General features: G+C 55.1%; 25 protein-coding genes. 12 read left to right on the plus strand and 13 right to left on the minus strand.

What is annotated here, in order from left to right:
* Positions 1–9 precede the first annotated feature (9 nt).
* The 8 genes from ABFI50_RS12280 to ABFI50_RS12315 form a co-directional block, all read right to left on the minus strand.
* Positions 10–714, minus strand: coding sequence for a DUF1120 domain-containing protein (locus ABFI50_RS12280; protein ID WP_023332037.1), 705 nt, complete (start codon positions 712–714; stop codon positions 10–12).
* Positions 715–826: 112 nt separating this feature from the next.
* On the minus strand, positions 827–1,366 hold the full coding sequence (locus ABFI50_RS12285) for a hypothetical protein (protein WP_248217471.1): 540 nt from the start codon (positions 1,364–1,366) through the stop codon (positions 827–829).
* A gap of 14 nt (positions 1,367–1,380) precedes the next feature.
* Positions 1,381–3,771: a fimbrial biogenesis usher protein gene (locus ABFI50_RS12290; RefSeq protein ID WP_058690251.1), complete on the minus strand. Its 2,391-nt coding sequence runs from the start codon at positions 3,769–3,771 to the stop codon at positions 1,381–1,383.
* A 45-nt stretch (positions 3,772–3,816) separates the two neighbouring features.
* Positions 3,817–4,518: a fimbria/pilus chaperone family protein gene (locus ABFI50_RS12295; RefSeq protein WP_023332040.1), complete on the minus strand. Its 702-nt coding sequence runs from the start codon at positions 4,516–4,518 to the stop codon at positions 3,817–3,819.
* A 69-nt stretch (positions 4,519–4,587) separates the two neighbouring features.
* Entirely contained in the window at positions 4,588–5,304 is a 717-nt protein-coding gene (locus ABFI50_RS12300) for a DUF1120 domain-containing protein (RefSeq protein WP_045269572.1), read from the minus strand.
* Positions 5,305–5,543: 239 nt separating this feature from the next.
* Positions 5,544–6,254: a DUF1120 domain-containing protein gene (locus ABFI50_RS12305; RefSeq protein WP_014882464.1), complete on the minus strand. Its 711-nt coding sequence runs from the start codon at positions 6,252–6,254 to the stop codon at positions 5,544–5,546.
* A 234-nt stretch (positions 6,255–6,488) separates the two neighbouring features.
* Positions 6,489–7,505 carry a lipoate--protein ligase LplA gene (lplA, locus tag ABFI50_RS12310; RefSeq protein ID WP_032637539.1) on the minus strand — a complete coding sequence of 339 codons (1,017 nt, stop codon included), beginning with the start codon at positions 7,503–7,505 and terminating at the stop codon, positions 6,489–6,491.
* A 39-nt stretch (positions 7,506–7,544) separates the two neighbouring features.
* Complete coding sequence (locus tag ABFI50_RS12315; protein ID WP_014882466.1) at positions 7,545–8,189, minus strand: YtjB family periplasmic protein; 645 nt, start codon at positions 8,187–8,189, stop codon at positions 7,545–7,547.
* 117 nt (positions 8,190–8,306) lie between these two features.
* Here ABFI50_RS12315 and serB point away from each other — a divergent pair, with 117 nt between their 5' ends.
* The 3 genes from serB (at position 8,307) to nadR (ending at position 12,003) form a co-directional block, all read left to right on the plus strand.
* Positions 8,307–9,275 (plus strand): phosphoserine phosphatase, encoded by a 969-nt coding sequence (gene serB / locus ABFI50_RS12320; protein ID WP_008502066.1) that lies wholly within the window; start codon positions 8,307–8,309, stop codon positions 9,273–9,275.
* Positions 9,276–9,349: 74 nt separating this feature from the next.
* Positions 9,350–10,735: a DNA repair protein RadA gene (radA, locus tag ABFI50_RS12325; RefSeq protein WP_014882467.1), complete on the plus strand. Its 1,386-nt coding sequence runs from the start codon at positions 9,350–9,352 to the stop codon at positions 10,733–10,735.
* A gap of 35 nt (positions 10,736–10,770) precedes the next feature.
* A complete protein-coding gene (gene nadR / locus ABFI50_RS12330) occupies positions 10,771–12,003 on the plus strand; it encodes a multifunctional transcriptional regulator/nicotinamide-nucleotide adenylyltransferase/ribosylnicotinamide kinase NadR (protein WP_006810194.1) in 1,233 nt (410 codons plus the stop codon).
* 53 nt (positions 12,004–12,056) lie between these two features.
* Here the strand turns inward: nadR and ABFI50_RS12335 are convergent, their stop codons facing one another.
* The gene (locus ABFI50_RS12335; RefSeq protein ID WP_063943956.1) at positions 12,057–13,058 is read right to left on the minus strand and encodes a zinc-binding alcohol dehydrogenase family protein; all 1,002 of its coding nucleotides are present in this window, start codon (positions 13,056–13,058) and stop codon (positions 12,057–12,059) included.
* A gap of 109 nt (positions 13,059–13,167) precedes the next feature.
* On the opposite strand from ABFI50_RS12335, the gene ABFI50_RS12340 reads away from it, so the two are divergent.
* Positions 13,168–14,067 (plus strand): LysR family transcriptional regulator, encoded by a 900-nt coding sequence (locus ABFI50_RS12340; protein WP_048996021.1) that lies wholly within the window; start codon positions 13,168–13,170, stop codon positions 14,065–14,067.
* A gap of 126 nt (positions 14,068–14,193) precedes the next feature.
* On the opposite strand, the gene ettA is transcribed toward ABFI50_RS12340, so the two are convergent.
* Positions 14,194–15,861 (minus strand): energy-dependent translational throttle protein EttA, encoded by a 1,668-nt coding sequence (gene ettA / locus ABFI50_RS12345; RefSeq protein WP_023336738.1) that lies wholly within the window; start codon positions 15,859–15,861, stop codon positions 14,194–14,196.
* Positions 15,862–16,088: 227 nt separating this feature from the next.
* Between ettA and sltY the strand changes: the two genes are divergently transcribed.
* Both sltY and trpR read left to right on the plus strand, forming a co-directional pair.
* Entirely contained in the window at positions 16,089–18,026 is a 1,938-nt protein-coding gene (sltY, locus tag ABFI50_RS12350) for a murein transglycosylase (protein WP_023332044.1), read from the plus strand.
* A gap of 55 nt (positions 18,027–18,081) precedes the next feature.
* Entirely contained in the window at positions 18,082–18,408 is a 327-nt protein-coding gene (gene trpR / locus ABFI50_RS12355; protein ID WP_014882472.1) for a trp operon repressor, read from the plus strand.
* Here the strand turns inward: trpR and yjjX are convergent.
* Positions 18,405–18,920, minus strand: a complete 516-nt coding sequence (yjjX, locus tag ABFI50_RS12360; RefSeq protein ID WP_014882473.1) for an inosine/xanthosine triphosphatase — start codon at positions 18,918–18,920, stop codon at positions 18,405–18,407. The genes trpR and yjjX overlap by 4 nt on opposite strands.
* 50 nt (positions 18,921–18,970) lie before the next feature.
* On the opposite strand from yjjX, the gene gpmB reads away from it, so the two are divergent.
* Complete coding sequence (gene gpmB, locus ABFI50_RS12365; protein ID WP_014882474.1) at positions 18,971–19,618, plus strand: 2,3-diphosphoglycerate-dependent phosphoglycerate mutase GpmB; 648 nt, start codon at positions 18,971–18,973, stop codon at positions 19,616–19,618.
* Here the strand turns inward: gpmB and robA are convergent.
* The gene (gene robA / locus ABFI50_RS12370) at positions 19,615–20,484 is read right to left on the minus strand and encodes an MDR efflux pump AcrAB transcriptional activator RobA (RefSeq protein ID WP_014882475.1); all 870 of its coding nucleotides are present in this window, start codon (positions 20,482–20,484) and stop codon (positions 19,615–19,617) included. The two genes, gpmB and robA, sit on opposite strands and share 4 nt — an antisense overlap.
* A gap of 211 nt (positions 20,485–20,695) precedes the next feature.
* On the opposite strand from robA, the gene creA reads away from it, so the two are divergent.
* Genes creA through creD form a run of 4 tightly spaced genes read left to right on the plus strand, consistent with a single transcriptional unit; the run spans position 20,696 to position 24,703 of the window.
* Positions 20,696–21,166, plus strand: a complete 471-nt coding sequence (gene creA, locus ABFI50_RS12375) for a protein CreA (RefSeq protein ID WP_014882476.1) — start codon at positions 20,696–20,698, stop codon at positions 21,164–21,166.
* A gap of 14 nt (positions 21,167–21,180) precedes the next feature.
* The gene (gene creB / locus ABFI50_RS12380; RefSeq protein ID WP_014882477.1) at positions 21,181–21,870 is read left to right on the plus strand and encodes a two-component system response regulator CreB; all 690 of its coding nucleotides are present in this window, start codon (positions 21,181–21,183) and stop codon (positions 21,868–21,870) included.
* Complete coding sequence (creC, locus tag ABFI50_RS12385) at positions 21,870–23,294, plus strand: two-component system sensor histidine kinase CreC (RefSeq protein WP_045269567.1); 1,425 nt, start codon at positions 21,870–21,872, stop codon at positions 23,292–23,294. Before creB ends, creC begins: the two co-directional genes overlap by 1 nt.
* 56 nt (positions 23,295–23,350) lie before the next feature.
* The gene (gene creD, locus ABFI50_RS12390; RefSeq protein WP_045269566.1) at positions 23,351–24,703 is read left to right on the plus strand and encodes a cell envelope integrity protein CreD; all 1,353 of its coding nucleotides are present in this window, start codon (positions 23,351–23,353) and stop codon (positions 24,701–24,703) included.
* A 49-nt stretch (positions 24,704–24,752) separates the two neighbouring features.
* Here creD and arcA read toward each other — a convergent pair whose 3' ends face one another.
* Positions 24,753–25,469: a two-component system response regulator ArcA gene (gene arcA, locus ABFI50_RS12395; RefSeq protein ID WP_003856501.1), complete on the minus strand. Its 717-nt coding sequence runs from the start codon at positions 25,467–25,469 to the stop codon at positions 24,753–24,755.
* A 95-nt stretch (positions 25,470–25,564) separates the two neighbouring features.
* Between arcA and yjjY the strand changes: the two genes are divergently transcribed.
* Complete coding sequence (gene yjjY / locus ABFI50_RS12400; RefSeq protein WP_085928893.1) at positions 25,565–25,705, plus strand: protein YjjY; 141 nt, start codon at positions 25,565–25,567, stop codon at positions 25,703–25,705.

Below are 25,705 nucleotides of genomic sequence, written 5' to 3' on the forward strand. Positions count from 1 at the left end.
TTCTGTGACTTACAGGTACACCACGCTGATGGTGGCCTGACCATCAAACTCGGTATCTTCTGTCAGAGACAGTTTCTTCAGGTTTTCCACTGCCAGCGAGATGTTCAGCGGGAAAGAGACGCTGGTCACCGCCATCGGAGCCGTTTTGCCCGCAGAGGCGACGCTCATTAAGCCCAGATCCTTATTGGCGATAGTGCCACCATTGGCTTTTTGCCAGCGACTCATGCCCACACCAGCAGTGACTGCCGTACGAATCGGTTCAACCGTCGCCCCGTTTGCCGTCACTTCACCCGTGCTGGTATAGATGGAATAGGCACCGATATTCTTGCCATCGTGCGTTTTGCCAAGGCCAAAGGTCGTCATGCTGCCGCGCAGTTCGCCGCCGTTTGACGTGGCGTTCTGCACCTTCAGGTTTGAGTCGGTTCCGGTGCTGGCGTTCGAATCCGTACGGTTGTCGGCAATACTCCAGCCCACTTTGGTAGGGGTAGGGCAGGTGATAGTCAGCGTCAGACCCTTTTCACCTAACTGCGTGGTCTGGGTTTGCGAGAGATCGCCAACCTGAACGGTACCGAAGTCAATCACGCCATCGTTGCTGAGTTCCGGCGTACAGGAGTTGCTGGTCAGTGAGGCTTTCACTTTCAGCACTGCCGTATCTCCCGCATGAGCACAGGTCGCTGTCAGCGCCAGCGCAGCGGCAAGGAGACTCTTTTTCATGGTTATTCCTTAACATAGATATATCGTTAAAATAAATGGACGAATCCACGTGTTTTGCCTTTATTTTTCTTCTTTTCTCTTCACCCGAATAATCTATTCGGCGGTGAATGCGTTACTCTGTCGTTAATAGCTCCCAGGCGAGTGCGCTTTCCAGCTCGGTATTATCGGAAATGCCGCGCAGCTGAACGTCATTAATGACAGGTATAATTTTTATCGTCACACTCATTTGTTTGCCACGCACCGGCAGGCCATTTTGATATGCAAGGATGCCGTCATTATTCCTCAGAAAGACTTTTTCCTTGGGGGTTTCCGCAGAGGTGAACAATACCCGGTCAGAGGTCCTGACCAGATTATAGTGATGACCATCGACCAGAATATTGCTGGCAACCAGCGCCAGTCGGCTCTTCTGACCAAACAGAACGCCCCCGTTGCTGCCGGACGTGGATTGCAGAAAAAGCGCCATCACCCTTGGCTGCGGGCAAAAAACCGTGGCGGTGACCTCTTTGCCCGGCATGCGGTTCCAGTTTTTACGCGAGGCGATAATGTCATCCTGTTTGAATCTGCCAAAGGAGACGTTCGGTTGCGACAGCGTAATTTGACACGCTTCGGCCACGACATAAGACGAAAAAAGTGATGCTGCACCGATGAGCACTGCGTTAACTATTTTCACTGGCAAACTCCTTCTGCTTTTTCGTAATAGGCGTCTTTATCTTTTTCGTCTTTCAGGGTGTAAGCGATCTGGCAGAGTTTGGTTAAATCGTCGTCCACCACATAAAGCGCAGGCGTATCCGACGCATCGGGAATAAATACGCTGCCGTTATCCATTACGCTGACAATATAGTTACCGTCCTGATCCACCACGCTCAGCCCTTTTTCCAGCCATGACCCGTTGACTCGCTTGACGTCCAGCATGACGCGACGCGTATTCAGCACGTTGAAATCGATCAGCGCAAAAGAGCCATACGCGGCGGAGACGGTCTGAATACCGTTTGATAAATCCATTCCCTGTGGTAACGAGCTGGCATTAATCACTATTTGCGATTTTTGCCATTCCCGAAGTCCGGGAACCACGGCCTGTCCCCAGCGATCTGTCCAGACGGTTCCATCGGGGGTGGTGATTTCAATACCGCTTTCCGGTTCGCTTAACCGGGCGATGCCGAATGTCTCTTTTACCGGATAGGGCGAAAACGTCATGCCATGACCATGCAGCGCTACGCCACCGTTTAAGGATGCGCTGTAGTTATGCTGATTGCCGTCATTCAGGCCAGCGGATAAACCGAGCTGCGTATAGTGAAGATTGGTGGTGATATTGCCGTTAAAGGCGTTACTCTTATCCTGATTATCGCGGTCTGCAGAGACGTTGTAGTTAAGGTTTTGACCGATAGAGCCGCTTTCCTGAACGCCATAATTTTGTTTTTCCCCCTGAGCGCGCATGTAGGTACTGACGCGATCCTCGCCAAAAGGAACGATCAGGCTGACATAAAACAGATCGTCATCGCGGCTGGTGCTGCTCTGGTTCTGGGTATCACTATTGCTCATGGCATGCTGCCAGTTTACGGACAGCGAGGTACGCCCGAGACTTTTACTCCAGGAAGCCATCAGATAGCGTGAATCACCGCTGTTTTCATCACCGGAATTCACGCTGTATTGCATTGAGATCGCGCCAATGTACTCATTGTTCCAGGTGAGGCTGGCGTTCCAGTTATTTTCGTAGGTCTGCGCCTCTTCATCCATGGCTTCCGTGAGTTCGCGGAAGCCGCCGCTGAACTGGGACGCACTTACCCCCATCGTCAGCTGGGCGGGCAGTAAGATATTGCTGCTAAGTTCAGCCTTGCTGCCTTTCAGTCGATCGTAAAAGTGGGACTGGCTCAGTAAAAAGCTCGGTGAGATCGCCCAGTTTTCGTTGATAGAAACGTCGAGTTTGGCACCGGTAGCCTGATATTTTTCTGCCAGTACGCCGGCGGCTACGGCGGACATGCGCGTGTTCAGCATCGTTCCGTCAGAGAGCGTAAATACCCAGGGCGTACTTGACTCATCCCCGCTGTCGCGAACCCGTCCGAGAGAGAGGTTTAACCCTTCGGCACGATTACTTCCCTGTATATTGAGGGCGGAAGAGGGAACGGTAAATTGCGTTGTCGAACCGTCCGTTTCCACCACGCTGACGTCAAGATCGACATTTCCGCGCACCAGGGGCACGTCCGTCAGGGAGAAAGGGCCTGCGTTGACCAGGGAAGAGTAGATCAGCTGTCCCGACTGGCGAACTTCAACGCGGGCCTGATTCGTCCGGGCAATTCCCGACACCTCAGTGGCCTGGATATTAGGCTGAAGGCCGGTTTCAGGCATTAGCTGAACGCCGGTGATTTGCGCGCCGCTAAACAGGGCCGAATTGACGTTGATCTGCCCAACCTGCGCCCGCATTTTCCGCTCTTCAAAAACGTGTTCAGCGTAGGTGTACAGGTTCTCTGTGCTGCGAGTCCCGTTGTCATCCGTCAAAATGAAATTGCTGCGCAGCGTCCAGTTCGCAAGATTAATGCCTGCCCCCAAATTTCCCTGGGCATAACGGCTGCTCCCGCCCGAGCCGTACTCGTTAATGTTACTGAAGGCGCTATAGTTGATTAAGCCCGCAATACCGCCGTGCGAGTAATATTTCGCGGCATAAAATCCAGTGTCCATTGCCTCTGCGGGAACGAAAATCTCCAGTGATTCGGTATTCGGTAGAAGCGTTACCGTCGCGGAAGGGTAATCTTTCAGCAGGTTATGACATTTCTCTTTTTCGCTGATATTCAATGGCAGTAGGCCAGCTGCACGGGTGAAGTCATCATCAATGCAAAGCTGCCCCTCTTCTCCAACCCGAATGGCCAGGCTCCCCTTCTCAACGCCGTTAATTTTGACCTGCACGGCATGCTGGCCGGGCAGGTAGCGTTGTGCATCAGAGAAGTAATGGGCGAGATTAGTACTGATTCCCCGCGAGGCCAGTATATCGGTATTGAAATCCAGATCGGATGCATGCAGCGCCGACGACGGCAGAAAAGCGACCGCCACTGCTGTTCGACGCATCGTGTTTTGCAAAGCGCGCGGTATCACTAAAAATTCCCTGTGATATCAGCGTGTAAGCGCGGCAGTGTACTTGTCCACTTCAATCCCGTAGCGACTGGCAGGGTTGAACTCGACGGCATTATCGCCGCTACCGATCGGGGTATTTGTCTGCACCTTCATGGTCTCACCCGGCAGGATAAAGGTTTTATTAACCACTCCCTCGGTGTGGGAAGGCAGTAGCGTCACTGATGTGGAAAAACGTACAACGTACGGCGAGGTATTACGGACCTGAACCTCTTTCTCTTGTACGGACCAGGTCAGTAATTTCCATGCATCCGTGACAACAGGAAGATTTTTAGGATGGATCAACACCGGTAAATCCTGACGAAGATTGATACCGACTTTAACGTTTTTATCTTTGGTTTTAGGCGGAATGCCTTCAAAGATCACGCGTTTATAATGTTCAACGGTCAGCGGTTCTTTGGTTTCAAGAATAAAGCGCACCTGCTGTTCCTGGCCTGGCTCAAGGCGTACAACCGGCTGAGTGACGTTGAGCTTGACCCCATTCTCCCCCTCGATGTCGTTAATGGAGGTATAAAGCAGGGTGGGGATGGAGTCCGTGTTTTTCACACTCATGACACCGCCGTGGTTGGCTTCATCAATCATCAGCAGTGTGGTTTCTGGCACCATGCCTGCAGCATAGACTGTCGCTGGAAGGGTGAGAAAAAGAGCGCAGACCAAAGGAGAAATTTTCACAATTCTTTCCATGAATATTGATATTGAACAATGGGTTAAAACTCCCCGCCTGAGCAGGGAGTTTGGCGTCGTGAATGCGGGTTACAGATAAACCAGCGTGATTGTGGACTGACCGTCCAGGTCGGTCCTGTCAGTCAGGGTCAGATTTTTGCTTGGCGCAATCGCCAGCGCGATCTTCAGAGGGAAGGCCGCCGTCGTGAAGGCCAGCGGAGCGCGTTCGCCGGTTTTGGCAACGGTCATGACGTCGGTACCATCGTTAGTGAGGATGCCGGTGGCCCACAGGTTGATCCAGCTTCTGCTGCTGATGGTACCGCCGGTATACATCGCTGCGGCGATAGGCTGAACGGTTGCACCGTCAGCAGTGACCGCGTTCATATAAGTTGAAACTGAATAGGCACCGATACTTTCGCCAGCGCTGGTTTTTCCGACACCGTTGAGCTGGTAATCGCCGTATGCCTGCGCGCCGCTCGCGGTAGCGTTATCCACATGGAACTCGCTTGATGTTTTATGTGCGCCCGCGTTTGAGTCTTTGCGGTCATCTTTGATTGTCCAGCCGACGCGGGTCGCAGACTGACATGTGATGGTCAGAGTGACATCTTTATGCCCAGCCTGATAAGCCACACCGGAGGAGAGTGAGTCCAGACCCACTTCGCCAAAATCGGCCACGCCGCCGTTGCTAATTTCAGGAACGCAGCCTGCGCTGGTCAGCGTACCGTGAACTTTTAACATAGCAGTAGGTTCGGCATAAACTGCTGTCGCCGCCATCATGATAACGGTGGCGAGAAGGCACTTTTTCATTGTTATTCCTTAACCATAGAAAGAGATAATTCGGATATTTTTAATTTAAATGAATCTTGCCAAAAGATAATTTCTGGCATAAGAGTCGCGGCCGATTCTATTAACGAATCAACGCATTAAATAGTTAGATTTTCTTACGACAGTATTGAGATTTTATAATGTCGATTAAACATTTCTGAACGTATGTTTTATGCAGAAACGGCGGAAATATCCGCCGTTGAGTCACGCGTTTTTATCTGTTAGAGATAAACCAGAGTGATGGTGGTTTCGCCGCTCAGCTGCGCTTCGTCTGTGGTGGTCAGACGGTCAGTGTTAACAATCGCCAGAGAGACTTTGAACGGGTAGACAACGCTGGTGATGGCCAGCGGTGCGGTATAACCTGGTCTGGTAGCGGTCATGATCTCGGCGTTACCGTTGGCAATCACACCGGTGGCCAGGTTACGCCACATATATTCGCCTTTGCTGTTGAGGAAGTTTGGCGCAAAGATCGCCTGAGCAGGCACACCGTTAGCGGTGATCTCATTGATACGGGTACTGATTGCATAGGCGCCAATTTTATCGCCAGCAGCGGTGGTACCTACGCCGTAGGTGGTACCTGAACCGTAAACGTCCCCACCATTGTCTGTGGCGTCACGAATGTAAAACTCGCTGGAGTTCAGGTAGGTCGCCGCATTGGAATCTTCTTTGTTATCAGCAATACTCCATGCCACTTTAGTCGCTGACGGGCAATTGATCGTCAGAGACATATCTTTATGACCCATCTGGTTGGTCTGGGTTGGAGAAAGCTGGTCCAGCGCGATTGTGCCAAAATCAATCGATCCGCCGTTACTGAGTTCCGGCGTACAGGATGCATGGTTCATCTTGCCCTGAACCTTCATGACGATGCTGCCTTCGGCGAATGCAGCCGAAGAGGTCATCGCAATCAGCGTTGCGAGAAGAAGCTTTTTCATTGTTATTCCTTAACCATTAATAAAATAAATGTATAAATTTCCGTGAAGTCATTAACTTGCTGAAATGCAAGCGCAGGGATTCTATTAATGGTTATTGTTATTTCTGTAATGAGTATTTCTAATCTCTGAATTGAGTTTTATTAAAATGTGTAAATACATTCACGGTTGTATTTACACATTCCGGCAGGATAACAACGGAGGAAGCTGTTTTCTCTTCTTAACCGGGGGCGAGAATTATTTTATCGCCTGAGCAATCCACGCCGATAATTCTCGGAGTTCCCGCTCTTGTTCCGGGTAATGTTCAAGCAACCCGTCGCACACATGTTGCAGCATATCGGGACGGTATACACAGCCCTGCAGGCGTGACGCCAACGCTTCCAGCGGTGCCGGGTTAAGACTATCCGTAAAAATTTGTGTGCGGGTAATATGACCTTTCTCCACGTCAAAGTGCAGCTCCACGCCGCCCCAGGTAAAACGTTCATCCAGCAGATGTGAAAACGCCGGTGCCTGGCCGAAGTTCCACTCCCAGCTGCTCTGGCGGGCAAAGGTTTCAGCGAAGTTGGGCAGGTCAGGCGTTTTATCAGGGGAAATCACTTCCGCCTCCACACGCTCGCCGTAGTGCGCAAAGAAGGCCTCACGGATCGCGTCGCAAATCTGCTCGTGAGTAATACCCGGCAGAAGCTCCACCAGATTCGCCACGCGGCCGCGTACGGAGGTAATGCCCTTAGCCTGTAACTTTTTCTTGTCAGGATTGAGGTAGTTAGCCAGCCGGCTGAGATCGGCATTCAGCAGCAGAGTGCCGTGGTGGAACCCGCGATCCATTGTTTCGCGATAGGCTGAGCCGGAGACCTTCCGGTCGCCCTCGGGGGTCTTGACGACCAGATCGTTCCGGCCTGACGCCTCCGCGGTTACGCCGAGCGCATTCAGCGCGTTCAGCACAATCGACGTAGAGATGCTTTTGTCGTATTCCGGCTTGCCTGCCATAAAGGTAAAGCAAGTGTTGCCCAGATCGTGAAACACGGCTCCACCGCCGCTGCTGCGGCGCGCCAGGCGGACGTGGTCCTCTTCCATGCGGCGGGTGTTGCACTCTTTCCACGGGTTTTGCGCGCGGCCAATCACCACCGTGTCGGCATTGCGCCAGAGAAACAGTACGCGCTGGGTGGCGGGCATCTGGCGGAAGATGCACTCTTCCACCGCGAGATTAAACCAGGGATCGTAAGAGTCAGAGATAAGCAGGCGTAACGTCGTCATGGCAGAGTTCCTTTTCCATATCCTCCGCCTACTTTATCACTATTCTTTCTTCTCGCTCTCTTCGTCTTCCGGAACCGACTTGCTGGCGGTCAGCAGGAACGGCGACTGTTGCCATCGGGTGCGCTTACCCTGCAGCAGCGTGCGCGCCAGCACCACGCCAATCGCCAGTGAGAGTAATAACATCAGGCGCAGAATATTGGTGGTGTTATCCACCTGCTTGGCTTCGGTCGGCAGGGTGTGAGTGTCGAGCGTCAGGCGCAGATAGCCCAGCGGGCCATTTTTTCCCTGAACAGGTTCGACGAGCTGCTGGTTGAAATAGCCTCCGGCTTTTTTGCCGTCCAGCGCCAGCCTGTCGCGCACGTCGACGTGCTCACCGGCGCGGGCAATCAGGTCGCCTTTTTCATCGTACACGCCCGCATCGAGAATGCGGCTGTTTTCCGTAAGCTGACGCAGGATCTGGCCGATGCGCTTATCGTCCGGCGTCTCGGTGCGCATATAGGGGGCGACGTTAAGGGTCACCTGACGCGCCAGCGTGCGGGCCAGCTCTTCAAACTGCGGGTTACGCTGCCGTTGATGATTCTGGCTAAACCACGATGCCCCTTGCATCAATGCCACTAACAGTGCGAGACAGGAAAGGACAATCACGGCGCGATGAAGCCGGAATTTCAGTTTTGCGCGAGCCATATTCCACCTGCTGAAAATTTAGGGCTTAATGTTGCCAGAAGTGATGGTTACAGGGTAGCCTCATGCGTTATTTTCCCTCTGGAACCTTCCGGCGCGAACGAAATTACAGGAGCTTTGATGCCGAACATTACCTGGTGTGACCTGCCAACGGATGTCTCTTTATGGCCAGGATTGCCGCTCTCGTTAAGTGGCGATGAGGTGATGCCTCTGGATTACCACGCTGGCCGTAGCGGCTGGCTACTGTATGGACGCGGCCTGGATAAGCAACGCCTGACCCAGTATCAAACCAAACTGGGTGCGGCAATGGTCATCGTCGCCGCCTGGTGCGTAGAAGATTACCAGGTTATCCGCCTGGCGGGTTCTCTGACGCAGCGTGCCACGCGTCTGGCGCATGACGCAGGGCTGGACGTTGCCCCGCTCGGTAAAATTCCGCACCTGAAAACGCCGGGTCTGCTGGTCATGGACATGGACTCCACCGCTATTCAGATCGAGTGTATTGACGAGATTGCTAAACTGGCAGGCAGCGGTGAGCTGGTGGCGGAAGTCACTGAACGTGCGATGCGCGGCGAGCTGGATTTCACCGCCAGCCTGAGACAGCGCGTGGCGACCCTGAAAGGGGCCGATGCTAACATCCTGCGCCAGGTGCGTGATGTGCTGCCGCTGATGCCAGGACTGACGCAACTGGTGCTGAAGCTGCAGTCCCTTGGCTGGAAGGTGGCGATTGCCTCCGGTGGCTTCACCTTCTTCGCGGATTATCTGCGCGAGAAACTGCATTTGACCACCGTGGTGGCCAACGAACTGGAAATTATGGACGGCAAGCTGACCGGACAGGTGATTGGCGACATCGTGGATGCGCAGTACAAAGCTAACACCCTGACCCGTCTGGCCGAAAAATATGAAATCCCGGTGGTCCAGACCGTCGCCATCGGGGACGGCGCGAACGACCTGCCGATGATCAAAGCTGCTGGTCTTGGCATTGCCTACCATGCCAAGCCAAAAGTGAACGAAAAGACGGAAGTGACTATCCGTCATGCTGACCTGATGGGGGTGTTCTGCATCCTTTCTGGCAGCCTTAATCAGAAATAACGGTCTGCTTTGTAGGCCGGGTAAGCGTAAGCGCTACCCGGCACGCAGTCCGCACAGAAATAACGAGGTACACCGTGGCGAAAGCTCCAAAACGCGCATTTGTCTGTAATGAATGTGGTGCGGATTATCCGCGCTGGCAGGGGCAATGCAGCGCCTGTCATGCCTGGAACACCATCACCGAAGTGCGTGGTGTGGCGGCTTCGCCGAGTGTGGCCCGCAATGAACGCCTGAGCGGCTATGCGGGCAATGCAGGCGTGTCGAAGGTGCAAAAGCTTTCAGACATCAGCCTGGAAGCGTTACCGCGCTTCTCCACCGGGTTCAAAGAGTTTGACCGCGTGCTCGGCGGCGGCGTGGTGCCGGGCAGTGCGATTCTGATCGGCGGTAACCCCGGGGCGGGTAAATCGACCCTGCTGCTGCAAACGCTTTGCAAGCTCGCCGAGCAGATGAAAACCCTTTACGTCACGGGGGAAGAATCACTCCAGCAGGTGGCGATGCGTGCGCACCGCCTGGGCCTGCCAACCGGCAACCTGAATATGCTGTCGGAAACCAGCATTGAGCAGATCTGCATGATCGCCGAAGAAGAGCAGCCGAAGCTGATGGTGATCGACTCCATTCAGGTGATGCACATGGCGGACATTCAGTCCTCGCCGGGCAGCGTGGCGCAGGTGCGCGAAACCGCGGCCTACCTGACACGCTTCGCCAAAACGCGCGGCGTGGCGATTGTGATGGTCGGCCATGTGACGAAAGACGGTTCCCTGGCCGGGCCAAAAGTGCTTGAACACTGTATCGACTGCTCGGTGATGCTCGACGGCGACGCGGATTCCCGCTTCCGCACCCTGCGCAGCCATAAAAACCGTTTTGGCGCGGTGAATGAATTAGGTGTTTTTGCCATGACGGAGCAGGGGCTGCGTGAAGTCAGCAACCCGTCGGCCATCTTCCTGAGCCGTGGCGACGAAGTCACCTCCGGCAGTTCGGTCATGGTGCTATGGGAAGGAACGCGCCCGCTGCTGGTTGAAATCCAGGCGCTGGTGGATCACTCGATGATGGGCAACCCGCGTCGCGTGGCGGTGGGTCTGGAACAGAACCGTCTGGCGATCCTGCTGGCGGTGCTGCACCGTCACGGTGGTCTGCAGATGGCGGATCAGGACGTCTTCGTGAACGTGGTGGGCGGGGTGAAGGTCTCGGAAACCAGCGCGGACCTGGCGTTGCTGCTGGCGATGGTCTCCAGCCTGCGCGACAGGCCGCTGCCGCAGGATCTGGTGGTGTTTGGCGAGGTTGGCCTGGCAGGAGAGATCCGTCCGGTGCCGAGCGGCCAGGAGCGTATCTCCGAAGCGGCAAAACACGGCTTCCGCCGCGCGATTGTGCCCGCCGCTAACGTGCCGAAAAAAATCCCCGAAGGGATGCAGGTTTTTGGCGTTAAGAAACTCGCAGATGCGTTAAATGTCTTTGACGACTTATAATTACGTATTCGATTTTGCAGGAGGCACCGTAATTTATGTCATCATTTGACTACATCAAAACCGCAATCCGCCAGAAAGGCTGCACGTTGCAGCAGGTGGCGGACGCCAGCGGTATGACCAAAGGCTATTTAAGCCAGCTGCTGAACGCCAAAATCAAAAGCCCCAGCGCGCAGAAGCTCGAAGCGCTGCACCGTTTCCTGGGACTTGAATTTCCCCGTATGCAAAAGAACATCGGCGTGGTGTTTGGCAAGTTTTACCCGCTGCATACTGGTCACATCTACCTGATTCAGCGCGCCTGTAGCCAGGTGGACGAGCTGCACATCATTATGGGGTACGATGAAACCCGTGACCGCCAGTTGTTCGAGGACAGCGCCATGTCGCAGCAGCCGACGGTGCCTGACCGCCTGCGCTGGCTGCTCCAGACCTTTAAGTACCAGAAAAACATTCGCATTCATGCTTTTAACGAAGAGGGCATGGAGCCCTATCCGCACGGCTGGGACGTGTGGAGCAACGGCATCAAAGCGTTTATGGAAGAGAAGGGCATTGCGCCTAACTGGATCTACACCTCTGAAGAGTCCGACGCGCCGCAGTTCCGCGAGCATCTGGGCATCGAGACGGTGCTGATCGATCCGAAACGGACCTTCATGAACATCAGCGGGGCGCAGATCCGCGAAAACCCGTTCCGCTACTGGGATTATATCCCGACCGAGGTAAAGCCCTTCTTTGTACGTACCGTTGCGATCCTGGGCGGTGAGTCGAGCGGAAAATCCACTCTCGTTAATAAGCTGGCGAATATCTTCAACACGACCAGTGCGTGGGAATATGGCCGCGATTACGTTTTCTCGCACCTCGGCGGTGACGAGATGGCGCTGCAGTATTCCGACTACGATAAAATCGCACTAGGACACGCCCAGTACATTGATTTTGCGGTCAAATATGCCAACAAAGTGGCGTTTATTGATACCGATTTCGTCACCACGCAGGCGTTCTGTAAAAAGTACGAAGGGCGCGAGCACCCGTTCGTGCAGGCGCTGATTGACGAATACCGCTTTGACCTGGTGATCCTGCTGGAAAACAACACGCCATGGGTCGCTGATGGCATGCGCAGCCTCGGCAGCTCAGTAGACAGGCGCGAGTTCCAGTCCATGCTGGTGGAGATGCTCAACGAAAACAACGTTGAGTTTGTGCATGTTGAAGAGTCGGACTACGACTCCCGTTTCCTGCGCTGCGTCGAGCTGGTGAAGGAGATGATGGGGGAGCAGGGTTAATCTTACCCCTCACCCTAACCCTCTCCCCAAAGGGGAGAGGGAACGATTACCCCTCAGAACGCAACCACCACTTTCCCCCGCATATGTCCCTCCAGCACTTTGCGGTGCGCCTCGGTAATGCTTTCCACGCTCAGTCCGTGCAGCGTTTCGCTGAGCGAGCTTTCCACCACGCCGTTGTCCACCAGCTTTGCAACCTCGTTTAAGATCTCGCCCTGACGCGCCATATCAGCGGTCTGGTACATGCTGCGGGTGTACATAAACTCCCAGTGCAGGGCGGCGGATTTCGATTTCAGCTTATCCTGGTTCAGCGGATGCGCGTTCTCAACGATGGAGCAGATGTGCCCCTGCGGTGCGATCAGTTCGCTGACGGCATCCCAGTGGCCGTCGGTGTCATTGAGGATGAAAATGTAATCCACATAAGTGATACCCTGTTTTGCCAGCTCACCTTTCAGGTCGCGGTAGTTCACGACCCGATCCGCACCGCGCTCGCGGCACCACCGGGCGGAATCTTCTCTTGATGCTGTCGCGATGATGTTCACCTTGCTGTTGTGCTTTGCAAACGGGATCGCCAGCGAGCCCACGCCGCCCGCGCCGCCAATAATCAACAGCGTTTTATCCGCGTCCGCATCCTGAATGTTCAGCCGTTCGAACAACCCTTCCCAGGCGGTCAGCGCGGTCAACGGCAATGCGGCTGCTGCCGCCCAGCCAAGGCTGGCAGGTTTGTGCCCGACAATACGCGCATCGATCAGCTGATGGGTGGTATTGCTGCCCGGACGAGTGATATCCCCCGCGTACCACACTTCGTCACCGGGTTTAAATCCCGTAACGGCCGCGCCCACGGCTGTTACGATACCGCTGGCATCCCACCCGAGAATGCGCGGCTCGTTCAGCCCGTTTTTGACAATGCCTGCATGCACCTTGGTGTCGACCGGGTTAACAGACACGGCTTTCACTTCGACAAGCAGATCGTGCTCGCCGGGCTGCGGCATCGGCGGGGCGATTTCAATGAATGTGCCGGGATTCGCAGGATTAACGGCAATGGCTTTAACTGACATGGATGGACTCCTCAATGGCATGCGTTTTGTTGAGGCTAGTCTATTAAGTGGTCAGCTGCATGATAAGATGGACAATCAAGAACGAAGTGTTCTCACAGGATGAACAATCATGTTTAAACAGCTTCAGGATATGGCGCTGTTTGCGCTGGTGGCCGAGATGGGTAGCTTTACTGCTGCGGCACAGAAGGCTGAACTGCCAAAATCCAGCGTCAGCCAGCGAATAAGCCAGCTGGAGCAGCAGGTAGGAATACGCCTGCTCAACCGCACGACGCGCAGAATCAGCCTGACTTTTGCAGGCGAGCATTATCTGGTGCACTGTCGCGAAATGCTGGCGGCCAGCGAGCGGGCGGAGTATGCCATTCAGCGGCTACGCGAAAACCCGAGCGGGCGGCTGCGCATCACCTGCCCGGCGGGAATTGGTGCGACGCTGCTGGCGCATATGAATGCCGAATTCCAGCTTCGCTATCCTGACGTGTCGCTGGACGTGTCGATCTCTGATGATGTGGTGGATCTGGTCGAGTCCGGCTTTGACGTGGCGCTGCGTACCGGTAAGCCGCAGGACTCCTCCCTGATTGGCCGGATGATCGGACATTGTCCGCGCTATATGCTGGCTTCACCCGACTATCTGGCGCGTCGGGAGCCGTTAATCCATCCCCGCCAGCTGGTGGAGCACCGCTGCATTACCCACAAAGCCTGGTCTGAGTGGCTGCTGCGAAGCGAGAGTGATGATTACCGCTACCTGCCGGATAACGCCCACATGACGGATAACCTGGTGTACGCCCGTGAATGTGCGATTGCTGGCGCCGGGATCACGCTATTACCCGCCTTTCTTCTGGAAGATAAGATTGAGACAGGATCGCTGGTAAAGGTGCTGCCGGAGTGGAACGTCGAGGGGAATGATTTGTGGCTGGCTTATCCGAGCCGCAAGCTGAACTCGCCTGCGCTGATGAGCTATATCGACTTTGCGATACAGTTTGACGAGGTGAAGCGGTATTACGTGGACAAATAAAAAAGCCGGGTGGCGCTGACGCTTACCCGGCCTACGAACTGTGCGGCCTGATGCCCTCACCTGGCCCTCTCCCACGGGGATAGGGAACAAATACTAAAAACGGCAACCGAAGTTGCCGTTTTGCTTTTATTTCGCAATACGCTTGTACTTAATACGCTTCGGCTCCAGCGCGTCAGCGCCCAGCGTGCGTTTCTTGTACTCTTCGTATTCGGTGAAGTTACCTTCGAAGAACTCCACTTTACCTTCATCCTGGTAGTCCAGAATGTGGGTCGCGATACGGTCAAGGAACCAACGGTCGTGCGAGATAACCATCGCGCAGCCCGGGAACTCCAGCAGGGCGTTTTCCAGCGCGCGCAGGGTTTCGATGTCCAGGTCGTTGGTCGGTTCATCGAGCAGCAGTACGTTACCGCCAACCTGCAGCAGCTTCGCCAGGTGCAGACGACCGCGCTCACCGCCGGACAGCTCGCCCACGCGTTTGCCCTGGTCGGTGCCTTTGAAGTTGAAGCGGCCAACGTAAGCGCGGCTTGGCATCTCGGTGTTGCCGATACGCATAATATCCAGACCGCCGGACACTTCTTCCCACACGGTTTTGCTGTTATCCATCGCGTCACGGAACTGGTCAACGGACGCCAGCTTCACGGTTTCACCCAGGGTGATAGAGCCGCTGTCAGGCTGCTCCTGACCGGACATCATGCGGAACAGCGTCGATTTACCCGCGCCGTTCGGACCGATGATCCCGACGATAGCCCCTTTTGGTACGGAGAAGGTCAGATCGTCAATCAGCAGGCGATCGCCGTATGACTTACGCAGATTGGCGACTTCAACCACTTTATCCCCCAGACGTGCTCCAGGCGGAATAAACAGTTCGTTGGTCTCGTTACGTTTCTGGTATTCGGTGTTGTTCAGCTCTTCAAAGCGTGCCAGACGGGCTTTGCCCTTAGACTGACGGCCTTTAGCGCCCTGACGAACCCACTCCAGCTCTTTCTCGATAGACTTACGACGCGCGGCTTCCTGAGAAGCTTCCTGCGCCAGACGCTGATCTTTCTGCTCCAGCCAGGAGGAGTAGTTACCTTCCCATGGAATACCTTCACCACGGTCCAGCTCCAGGATCCAGCCTGCGACGTTGTCGAGGAAGTAACGGTCGTGGGTAATTGCCACCACGGTGCCTTCGAAGTCGTGCAGGAAGCGTTCCAGCCACGCCACGGATTCCGCATCCAGGTGGTTGGTGGGTTCGTCGAGCAGCAGCATGTCTGGTTTTTCCAGCAGCAGGCGGCACAGCGCTACGCGGCGGCGTTCACCCCCGGAAAGATTGGCGATTTTCGCATCCCAGTCCGGCAGGCGCAGGGCATCGGCCGCGCGCTCCAGCTGCACGTTCAGGTTATGACCGTCGTGCGCCTGGATAATCTCTTCAAACTTGCCCTGCTGAGCGGCCAGCTTGTCGAAGTCTGCATCCGGCTCGGCGTATTTGGCATACACTTCATCCAGACCTTTCAGGGCGTTAACCACTTCGGAAACCGCTTCTTCAACGGATTCACGAACGGTGTGTTCCGGGTTCAGCTGAGGTTCCTGCGGCAGGTAGCCGATCTTGATGCCAGGCTGCGGACGGGCTTCACCTTCGATGTCTGTATCGATGCCGGCCATGATGCGCAGCAGGGTGGACTTACCGGCACCGTTGAGACCCAGGACACCAATTTTTGCGCCCGGGAAGAAGCTCAGCGAGATATTTTTAAGAATATGACGTTTCGGCGGGACAACTTTGCCGACACGATGCATGGTATAAACGAATTGAGCCACGTTGGACTTCGCCTCTTTTATCGTAATGAGAAGGAATTTCAGCCTCGAAGTGTAGCCTTTTTCACGCCCTAATCCCAGCTAGGAACGTCGGGAGTGTTAAAACGCGCAAGAAAGGTAAAAAAGTGTCCATAACGTGGCGCGTTGCAGGATGCCTGGTTAGCATAAGTTGGTGTGACTTTGACGTGGCAAGACGCTGCAATTGACGAAAAAACAATGAGGAAGAGCTTGTGGAAAAAGCCAAACAGGTGGTCTGGCGTCTGCTGGCTGCCAGCGTATGCGTAATGGCGGTAAGCCAGGCGGTGCATGCCGATTCACTGGATGAACAACGTAATCGCTACGCCCAGATTAAACAGGCGTGGGACAATAAGCAGATGGATACCGTGCAGGCGCTGATGCCGACGCTGAAGGATTATCCGCTGTATCCGTATCTGGAGTATCGCCAGATCACTGACGATCTCATGAACCAGCCGACCGTCACTGTGAATAATTTCATTCAGGCGAACCCGACCCTGCCGCCTGCGCGAACCCTGCAATCTCGTTTTGTGAATGAACTGGCGCGTCGCGAAGACTGGCGCGGGCTGCTGGCGTTTAGCCCCGATAAGCCGAATACCACCGAAGCGCAGTGTAACTACTACTATGCGAAATGGGCGACCGGACAGCAGGAAGAGGCCTGGGCCGGGGCGAAGGATCTTTGGCTGACCGGCAAAAGCCAGCCGAATGCCTGTGATTCGCTGTTTGGCGCGTGGCGAGCCTCCGGCAAACAGGATCCGCTGGCCTATCTTGAGCGTATTCGCCTGGCGATGAAAGCCGGCAACACGCGCCTGGTGACCGCGCTGGCGGGGCAGATGCCTTCCGATTATCAGACGATCTCTACGGCCGTTATCGCGCTGGCAAACGATCCGAACAGCGTCCTGACCTTTGCCCGCAGCACGGGCGCGACCGACTTTACCCGTCAGATGGCGGCGGTGGCTTTTGCCAGCGTGGCGCGCGACGATGTGGAAAACGCCCGGCTGATGATCCCGCAGCTGGTGCAGGCGCAGCAGCTGAATGACGATCAAACCCAGGAGCTGCGTGACATCGTGGCGTGGCGACTGATGGGCACGGATGTGACCGACGAACAGGCACGCTGGCGAGATGATGCCATTATGCGTTCGAACTCCACGTCGCTGGTGGAGCGCCGCGTGCGCATGGCGCTGGGCACCGGCGATCGCCGGGGGCTGAATACCTGGCTCGCACGTTTGCCGATGGACGCCAAAGAGAAAGATGAATGGCGCTACTGGCAGGCCGATCTGCTGATGGAGCGCGGTCGTGATGATGAAGCCAAAGAGATCCTCCACGGCCTGATGCAGCAGCGCGGCTTCTACCCGATGGTGGCCGCGCAGCGCCTGGGCGAGGAGTATACCTTCCGCATTGATAAAGCACCCGCGAATGCGAACCCGGCGCTGACGCAGGGGCCAGAGATGGCGCGCGTGCGCGAGCTGATGTACTGGAATATGGACAATACCGCGCGCAGCGAGTGGGCGAATCTGGTAACCAGTCGCACCACCGACGAGAAAGCCCAGCTTGCCCGCTATGCGTTTGATAACCACTGGTGGGATCTGAGCGTGCAGGCGACGATCGCCGGTAAGCTTTGGGATCATCTTGAAGAGCGTTTCCCGCTGGCGTACAACGATCTTTTCGAACGCTACACCAGCGGCAAAGATATCCCGCAAAGTTACGCGATGGCGATTGCCCGTCAGGAGAGTGCCTGGAATCCGAAAGTCCGCTCCCCGGTGGGGGCCAGCGGTCTGATGCAAATTATGCCGGGAACGGCGACCCATACGGTGAAGATGTTTAACATTCCCGGGTACAGTAGCCCCTCACAGCTTCTCGATCCGGATACCAACATCAACATCGGTACCAGCTATCTGCAGTATGTTTATCAGCAGTTTGGCAATAACCGCATTTTCTCGTCGGCGGCGTATAACGCGGGGCCGGGGCGCGTGCGTACCTGGCTCGGCAACAGCGCCGGACGCATCGATGCCGTGGCGTTTGTGGAGAGCATTCCGTTCTCAGAAACGCGCGGTTATGTGAAGAACGTGCTGGCGTACGATGCTTACTATCGCTACTTCATGGGGCAGAAAGATACCCTGATGAGCGATGCCGAGTGGCAGAGACGTTACTGATCGGCGTGGGTTGTGTTATGCTGTACTCGCTAATGAGTACAAGAGGCAGCATAACATGACCCAGCATTCCCCGTATTCCTCGGCAATGGCCGAACAGCGTCACCAGGAGTGGCTTCGTTTTGTGGAGCTGCTTCGCCAGTCTTACGATCAGGATTTGCACTTACCTCTTATGCAGCTGATGCTGACCCCAGACGAGCGTGAAGCGCTGGGCACGCGCGTGCGGATCATTGAAGAGCTACTGCGCGGTGAGATGAGCCAGCGTGAGCTGAAAAATGAGCTGGGCGCGGGCATCGCGACGATCACCCGCGGCTCGAACAGCCTGAAGTCTGCGCCGGTCGAGCTGCGCCAGTGGCTGGAAGCGGTGTTGTTGAAAAATACCTAACGATAAATCGCGTTATGGAACGGGCTTAACGCTAAAATCACCGCCTGGTGGTAAACGCCTGAACGCGTGAGCGTGCCCGCAGTAAAGACGCCAATCGCCCCTTCTTTACGTCCAATCTCATCAATGCCGGTGTACTGTGACATCACCGGCCCGAGCGCTTCGCCTTCGCGCACTTTGTTCAGAATGATCTCTGGCAGCGGCAGGGTGGCAGAACGCGCTTCACCGCGCTGCTCTCGGCTTTCTATCACTACCCAGCTAAAGGTGGCACCTTCGTCGATCCCGGCTTCAATGGCGACCCAGAAGTCCGCCTTTGGGGCCGCGGCTTTAGCATTTGCCACGCGATTTCGTGCACCAGCGCGCGTTTCCTCGCTGCCAAACGGCTGTTCAGGTACGCCACTCTCGACGCCGATGGCTTCGATATGGCAGGATCCTTCGCCGAAAATCTCTTCAAAAGCCTTTAGAATTGCCTGAATTTTGGCAGGATTGGTGGTAGCAGAGACAACATGGTGCATAATTAAGCTCGATTCAAAAAAAACTCATCGCAGTATAACGGAAAAAAAGCATGTTACAGGTATACCTTGTTCGCCACGGTGAGACGCAGTGGAACGCCGAGCGACGTATTCAAGGCCAGTCAGACAGTCCTCTCACTGAGAAGGGGATCCAGCAAGCGTGGCAGGTGGCAGAGCGTGCCAGGACGCTGGGCATTACCCACGTGATCACCAGCGATTTAGGTCGCACGCAGCAGACAGCGCGCATCATCGCAGATGCCTGCGGCTGTGACGTGATGCTTGAGCCGCGTCTGCGCGAGCTGGATATGGGCGTGCTGGAAAAACGCCATATCGATACGCTGACCGAAACGGAAGAGGGCTGGCGTCGTACGCTGGTCAACGGTACCGAAGATGGCCGCATCCCTGAGGGGGAATCCATGCAGGAACTGAGCGTGCGTATGCATGCCGCACTGGCGGAATGTCTGAAGCTTCCGGCAGGTAGCCGTCCGCTGCTGGTGAGTCACGGTATTGCGCTGGGCTGCCTGGTGAGCACCATTCTGGGATTACCGGCTTATGCTGAACGTCGTCTGCGTCTGCGCAACTGCTCTATTTCCCGAATTGATTATCAGGAAAGTGCGTGGCTGGCGTCGGGTTGGGTCGTGGAGATGGCAGGGGACATTTCGCATCTCGATGCCCCTGCGCTTGATGAACTGCAGCGTTAACGACGTATCGGAATTAAGAATTCCATCCGCAGATTGATTGGGCCTTCTTCCGGTTTCGCATCCTGCGCCGGGTAGTAGCGCTCAATGTCCTGACCTTTACGGCGATTCAGATTCAGCATCGGCATGCAGGTTCCGTAAACGGTCAGGATGAACTCCTGAACGCCCGTTCCCAGTCCTTCATACGAGAACATCACGTATTCGCCGCCTTCCAGCACGACCGGTTTAGACCCCTGAATATAACCATTTGCCATCTCTGGCGTCAGCGCGGTGGTGTAGAACACCTCCTGCTCGTCGTCTTTTTCCTGGCTTGGGTGCGTTTCGTTGAGACCATAGAGGATCGGTGGGATCGCTGGCGCATGACTCAGGAAGTCGCGCCAGAACTGGACACGCATCTGATGACGGAACTCAGAAATCTGCTCCAGAGAACAGGAGTAACTCTGGGTCGTACCGATCAGATGGGTTTCCGGCAGCGCGACAATTTCGTATTTCGGCATGGCGAACTCGCCCAGACGCAGCGGCGGGCGCATACCAAACGAGCTCCAGTCTGGCGAGCGGCGATAGAGCGCTGGCGTCAACGAGAACTGTTTTTTAAACGCACGGGTGAAGGTCTGCTGCGAATCAAAACGATACTGCAAGGCAATATCCAGAATGGGCCGCGCGGTCAGGCGCAATGCCACCGCAGACTTGGACAAACGACGTGCGCGAATATAGGCCCCGATAGCATGACCGGTGACATCCTTGAACATCCTTTGCAGATGCCACTTGGAATAGCCTGCTTTAGCCGCCACATTATCCAGTGACAAAGGCTGGTCGAGATGACCTTCCAGCCAGGTGAGCAGGTCGCGAATAATTCCAGCCTGATCCATATACTATCCTCATCCTTAAAACAGCAGGTGCCTGATAACAGGTTAGCGGATAATAGCATTTTTTGATGTTTTAGCATTCAGTGTTTTTTTTGCGCATTAATGCCTTTTCTCCCCCGTTTTGGGCGAATATATTCTAATCCTGTGATCTTGCTACATTTTTGTCTAAAGTGTTGAATAATCGCTCAATGCAATTTTAAAGAATGGTAACAATATGAAATACAAGACTTTGCTTCTTACCGCTCTGTTGCTGGTTGCTGGCCGTGCGGCGCAGGCGGAACAGATTGGATCTGTAGATACCGTGTTCAAAATGTTTGGCCCGGACCACAAAATTGTGGTGGAGGCGTTTGACGATCCAGATGTGAAAAACGTCACCTGCTACGTCAGCCGTGCGAAGACGGGCGGTATTAAAGGCGGTCTGGGGCTGGCGGAAGATACCTCTGATGCGGCGATCTCCTGCCAGCAGGTGGGGCCGGTTGAGCTGAGCGATAAAATCAAAAACGGTAAAGCGCAGGGTGACGTGGTGTTCCAGAAACGGACGTCGCTGGTGTTCAAAAAGCTGCAGGTAGTGCGTTTCTATGATGCGAAGCGCAATACGCTGGCTTATCTTGCCTATTCCGACAAAGTGGTGGAAGGCTCGCCGAAAAACGCCATCAGCGCCGTGCCGATTATGCCATGGCATTAATTCAGGGATGAACCATGCAACAACCTGTGGTCTGGCTGGTTGAAGACGAAACCAGTATCGCCGATACGCTTATCTACATGCTTCAGCAGGAAGGCTTTGCGGTAAAGGCGTTTGAGCGCGGTTTACCGGTGCTGGAGGAGGCGCGGCGGCAGATCCCGGCGCTCGCCATTCTGGATGTTGGGCTGCCGGACATCAGCGGCTTTGAACTCTGCCGCCAGCTGCTGGCGCAGCATCCGTCACTTCCGGTGCTGTTTCTCACGGCACGCAGTGATGAAGTGGATAAACTCCTCGGGCTGGAAATGGGTGCCGACGACTACGTCGCCAAGCCTTTTTCTCCGCGAGAGGTTTGCGCCCGGGTAAGGACAATTTTACGGCGGATGCAAAAATCCGCCGCGCCAGCAGAAACGATGCGTATCGGGCAATTTGAGCTAAATGAACCTGCCGCCCGAATAAGCTGGTGCGGTGAAGTTTTACCCCTGACCCGCTACGAGTTCTTGCTGCTCAAAACCTTTTTACAGGCCCCCGGGCGGGTATTTTCGCGCCAGCAGCTGATGGACAAGGTATGGGGTGAAGACGGCGACAGCTTCGATCGTACCGTGGATACCCATATCAAAACCCTGCGCGCCAAGCTGCGGGCGGTGAACGATGAACAGTCTCCCATCAGTACCCATCGGGGTATGGGCTACAGTCTGGGCCTTTACTGATGCGCATTGGGATGCGGTTGTTGCTGGGATATTTCCTGATCGTGGGCATCGCCGCGTGGTTTGTGCTGTCGATTTTTGTTCAGGAAGTGAAGCCCGGCGTGCGCAGGGCCACCGAGGGGACGTTGATCGATACCGCGACCTTGCTTGCCGAAATCGGGCGCGACGATCTTCTTTCGGGGAATGCGCAGCAGGGCAAACTGGCGCAGGCCTTTTCACAGCTCCATCAGCGGCCTTTCCGCGCCAACCTCGGCGGCATCCATAAGGTGCGTAACGAGTATCACGTCTATATGACCGATGCGCAGGGCAGAGTGGTGTTTGATTCCGCCGGTCTGGCCGTGGGGCAAGATTACTCGCGCTGGAACGATGTCTGGCTGACGCTTCGCGGTAAATACGGCGCGCGCAGCACTCAGAGCAATCCAGACGATCCTGAGAGCACGGTGATGTATGTTGCCGCGCCGGTTGTGGAGCAGGGTAAGATTATCGGCGTGCTGTCGGTCGGGAAACCGAACAGCGCGATGGCACCGGTTATCCACCGCAGCGAGCGGCGGATCCTCTGGGCGGGTGGCGCGTTGCTCGGCATTGCCTTGCTGATCGGTCTTCTTGTCGCCTGGTGGATCAATCGTTCTATCAGTACGTTATCGCGCTATGCCGATTCGGTGACCACCGACACGCCTCTCCCGCTACCTAATCCGGGCAGCAGCGAACTGCACAAGCTGGCCCAGGCGCTGGAGAATATGCGCATTCGTCTCGAAGGGAAAAATTACATTGAACGCTATGTCCATGCGCTCACCCACGAGCTGAAAAGCCCGATGGCGGCCATACGCGGCGCGGCGGAAATCCTTGCCGAGCAGCCGCCGCCGCAGGTGGCAGCACGCTTTATTGATAACATTCTGGTACAAAACGCACGCATGCAGTCGCTGGTTGAAAAACTGCTCGCGCAGGCGCGGCTTGAAAATCGGGTCGAGATTACGCCGGAGGTCATTCGGGTCAATTCACTGTTTACGCGGCTTGCTGACGCGCGCTCGGCCCTGCTATCGGCAAAAGCGATTGTGCTGACTATCCAGCCTGTTCCGTTTAATGTTGAAGGCGATCCCGATCTCCTCGAACAGGCGCTCGGCAATTTGCTGGATAACGCCATCGATTTTACGCCTCAGGGCGGAACCATTGAACTGGCGGCCCGGGAAGAGCAGGGGCAGATACAGCTTGTCGTCATCGACAGCGGAAGCGGGATCCCGGATTACGCGCTGGATCGTATTTTTGAACGCTTCTATTCCCTTCCGCGCGAGAACGGGCTTAAGAGCAGTGGGCTCGGGCTGGCCTTTGTGCAGGAGGTGGCGCGTCTGCATCAGGGAGAGATTACATTGCGCAATCGTGATGAGGGCGGCGTGATGGCCACGCTGACACTTCACCGTCCCTTCACATAACTTCAAACTGCCCCCACACAGCCTGGTTACGCTCTCTTCATCACAAAGGAGACGTAATGATGAAATCCCCCCTGTTCTGGAAAATAAGCACCCTGCTGGGGTGCATTCTGCTGCTGTTAGTCCCGTTGTTTATGGTAAGTAACCTCATTGAAGAGCGTGAAAGCTACCGTAATGATGTCGAAAATACGCTTCGCCAGAGCACCAGCGGACCGCAAAAACTGGTCGGCCCGCTGATTGCGATTCCGGTGACAGAGATCTTTTACAAGCTAGAGGATGAGAAGAAGGTCGAGTACAAGAAAAGCTATCTGCATTTTATCCTGCCGGAGTCGCTGCTTGTTGAGGGTAACCAGCGCGTTGAGTCCCGAAATATCGGCATCTATGACGGACAGATCTGGAACACCGATCTCAAAATAAAAGCGCAGTTCAGCACCGAAAAAATGACGCAGCTAAAAGGGGAGACGATGACCCTGGGGCAGCCGTTTATCGTTGTTGGAGTGGGCGATGCACGCGGTATTGGCACGGTGAAAGTCTCCAGTATCAACGGCGAGACGCTGAGCGTAGAGCCGGGTTCGGGCGTATCTGGCGCGCTTTCCGGTCTTCATATCCCGCTGACGGATAAAGCGCTGGAGTCAAAAACGTTTGCCATGGAGATGTCGCTGAATCTGGCGGGGACGGGGAGTTTTGCCGTGGTGCCCGTGGGACGTAACAGCGAAATGGCGCTGAACAGCAACTGGCCGCATCCGGGCTTCATGGGCAACTATCTGCCGGTGAAACGCAAAATCGGTGATTCAGGTTTTCAGGCGAACTGGCAGAGCAGCTGGTTTGCGAACAACCTTGAGAGCTGGTTCAACGGGAGTGAATCTCCTGCGTGGGAGTCGATCCCGGCTTTTAGCGTCACGGTAGCCACACCTGCCGATCAGTATCAGCTGACTGACCGGGCAATCAAGTATGCTATTTTGCTGATTGCGCTGACGTTTATGGCCTTCTTTGTCTTCGAAACCTTAACCGGGCTGCGCCTGCACCCAATGCAGTATCTGCTGGTGGGGCTGTCGCTGGTGCTGTTCTATCTGGTGCTGCTGGCGCTGTCAGAACACGTCGGCTTTACGCCTGCCTGGGTTGTTGCAAGCCTGGTGGGTGCTGCGATGAACGGGATGTACCTGCAGGCGGTGCTAAAAAGCTGGAAGCGCAGCGGGTTGTTTGTGCTGGCCTTGCTGGGGCTGGACGTGGTGATGTGGTTCCTGCTGCGCTCGGAGGATAGTGCGCTGCTGTTGGGGTCAGCGGTGCTCGCACTGGCACTGTTCGCCGTGATGTACCTGACCCGGCATTTCGACTGGTATTCGCTTTCACAGCCGAAGCGCCCTGAGCCACCCGCAGAGCCCGATAACGACACGATGCGGATCTGGAAATAAAAAAAACGGCGCGAATGCGCCGTTTTTCTTTATTGCATTGACTGCGGGATTACTCCTGCAGGTCTCCGCAGAAACGGTACCCTTCGCCGTGGATTGTGGCGATGATTTCCGGCGTATCAGGCGTAGATTCGAAATGTTTACGAATACGACGGATGGTCACGTCTACGGTACGGTCGTGTGGCTTCAGCTCACGGCCGGTCATTTTCTTCAGCAGTTCTGCACGGGACTGAATTTTGCCCGGGTTTTCGCAGAAGTGCAGCATCGCGCGGAATTCGCTGCGCGGCAGTTTATACTGCTCACCGTTCGGGCTAATCAGCGAACGGCTATTGATATCAAGTTCCCAGCCGTTGAATTTGTAGCTATCGACGCTACGACGCTCTTCACTGACCGTGCCCAGGTTCATGGTGCGGGACAGCAGGTTGCGTGCACGAATGGTTAACTCGCGTGGGTTGAACGGCTTGGTGATGTAGTCATCCGCACCGATTTCCAGGCCAAGAATTTTATCAACTTCGTTGTCACGGCCTGTCAGGAACATTAACGCGACGTTCGCCTGCTCACGCAGTTCGCGCGCCAGAAGAAGCCCGTTTTTGCCCGGCAGGTTGATATCCATGATTACCAGGTTGATATCATTTTCAGAAAGGATCTGATGCATCTCTGCGCCATCGGTCGCTTCAAAGACATCGTAGCCTTCTGCTTCGAAAATGCTCTTTAACGTGTTGCGTGTTACCAACTCGTCTTCAACGATAAGAATGTGCGGGGTCTGCATGTTTGCTACCTAAATTGCCAACTAAATCGAAACAGGAAGTACAAAAGTCCCTGACCTGCCTGATGCATGTCGCAAATTAACATGATCGGCTTAACGTGACTAAAGTACGTAATTGCGTTCTTGATGCACTTTCCATCAACGTCAACAACATCATTAGCTTGGTCTTGGGTACTTTCCCTTTGGACCCGACAGTGTCAAAAACGGCTGTCATCCTAACCATTTTAACAGCAACATAA

This window comes from Enterobacter sp. HNDS-6, from assembly GCF_039850505.1.
Classification (GTDB): Bacteria; Pseudomonadota; Gammaproteobacteria; order Enterobacterales; family Enterobacteriaceae; genus Enterobacter; species Enterobacter kobei.

Coding starts and splice junctions, on each gene's coding strand:
- ABFI50_RS12290 (WP_058690251.1), bottom strand. CDS start 3,771: ATGCGTCGAACAGCAGTGGCGGTCGCTTTTCTGCCGTCGTCGGCGCTG.
- ABFI50_RS12280 (WP_023332037.1), bottom strand. CDS start 714: ATGAAAAAGAGTCTCCTTGCCGCTGCGCTGGCGCTGACAGCGACCTGT.
- yjjX (WP_014882473.1), bottom strand. CDS start 18,920: ATGCACCATGTTGTCTCTGCTACCACCAATCCTGCCAAAATTCAGGCA.
- ABFI50_RS12305 (WP_014882464.1), bottom strand. CDS start 6,254: ATGAAAAAGCTTCTTCTCGCAACGCTGATTGCGATGACCTCTTCGGCT.
- ABFI50_RS12315 (WP_014882466.1), bottom strand. CDS start 8,189: ATGGCTCGCGCAAAACTGAAATTCCGGCTTCATCGCGCCGTGATTGTC.
- serB (WP_008502066.1), top strand. CDS start 8,307: ATGCCGAACATTACCTGGTGTGACCTGCCAACGGATGTCTCTTTATGG.
- creA (WP_014882476.1), top strand. CDS start 20,696: ATGAAATACAAGACTTTGCTTCTTACCGCTCTGTTGCTGGTTGCTGGC.
- robA (WP_014882475.1), bottom strand. CDS start 20,484: ATGGATCAGGCTGGAATTATTCGCGACCTGCTCACCTGGCTGGAAGGT.
- creD (WP_045269566.1), top strand. CDS start 23,351: ATGATGAAATCCCCCCTGTTCTGGAAAATAAGCACCCTGCTGGGGTGC.
- trpR (WP_014882472.1), top strand. CDS start 18,082: ATGACCCAGCATTCCCCGTATTCCTCGGCAATGGCCGAACAGCGTCAC.
- arcA (WP_003856501.1), bottom strand. CDS start 25,469: ATGCAGACCCCGCACATTCTTATCGTTGAAGACGAGTTGGTAACACGC.
- ABFI50_RS12295 (WP_023332040.1), bottom strand. CDS start 4,518: ATGGAAAGAATTGTGAAAATTTCTCCTTTGGTCTGCGCTCTTTTTCTC.
- lplA (WP_032637539.1), bottom strand. CDS start 7,505: ATGACGACGTTACGCCTGCTTATCTCTGACTCTTACGATCCCTGGTTT.
- gpmB (WP_014882474.1), top strand. CDS start 18,971: ATGTTACAGGTATACCTTGTTCGCCACGGTGAGACGCAGTGGAACGCC.
- ABFI50_RS12335 (WP_063943956.1), bottom strand. CDS start 13,058: ATGTCAGTTAAAGCCATTGCCGTTAATCCTGCGAATCCCGGCACATTC.
- creC (WP_045269567.1), top strand. CDS start 21,870: ATGCGCATTGGGATGCGGTTGTTGCTGGGATATTTCCTGATCGTGGGC.
- ABFI50_RS12340 (WP_048996021.1), top strand. CDS start 13,168: ATGTTTAAACAGCTTCAGGATATGGCGCTGTTTGCGCTGGTGGCCGAG.
- ABFI50_RS12300 (WP_045269572.1), bottom strand. CDS start 5,304: ATGAAAAAGTGCCTTCTCGCCACCGTTATCATGATGGCGGCGACAGCA.
- creB (WP_014882477.1), top strand. CDS start 21,181: ATGCAACAACCTGTGGTCTGGCTGGTTGAAGACGAAACCAGTATCGCC.
- nadR (WP_006810194.1), top strand. CDS start 10,771: ATGTCATCATTTGACTACATCAAAACCGCAATCCGCCAGAAAGGCTGC.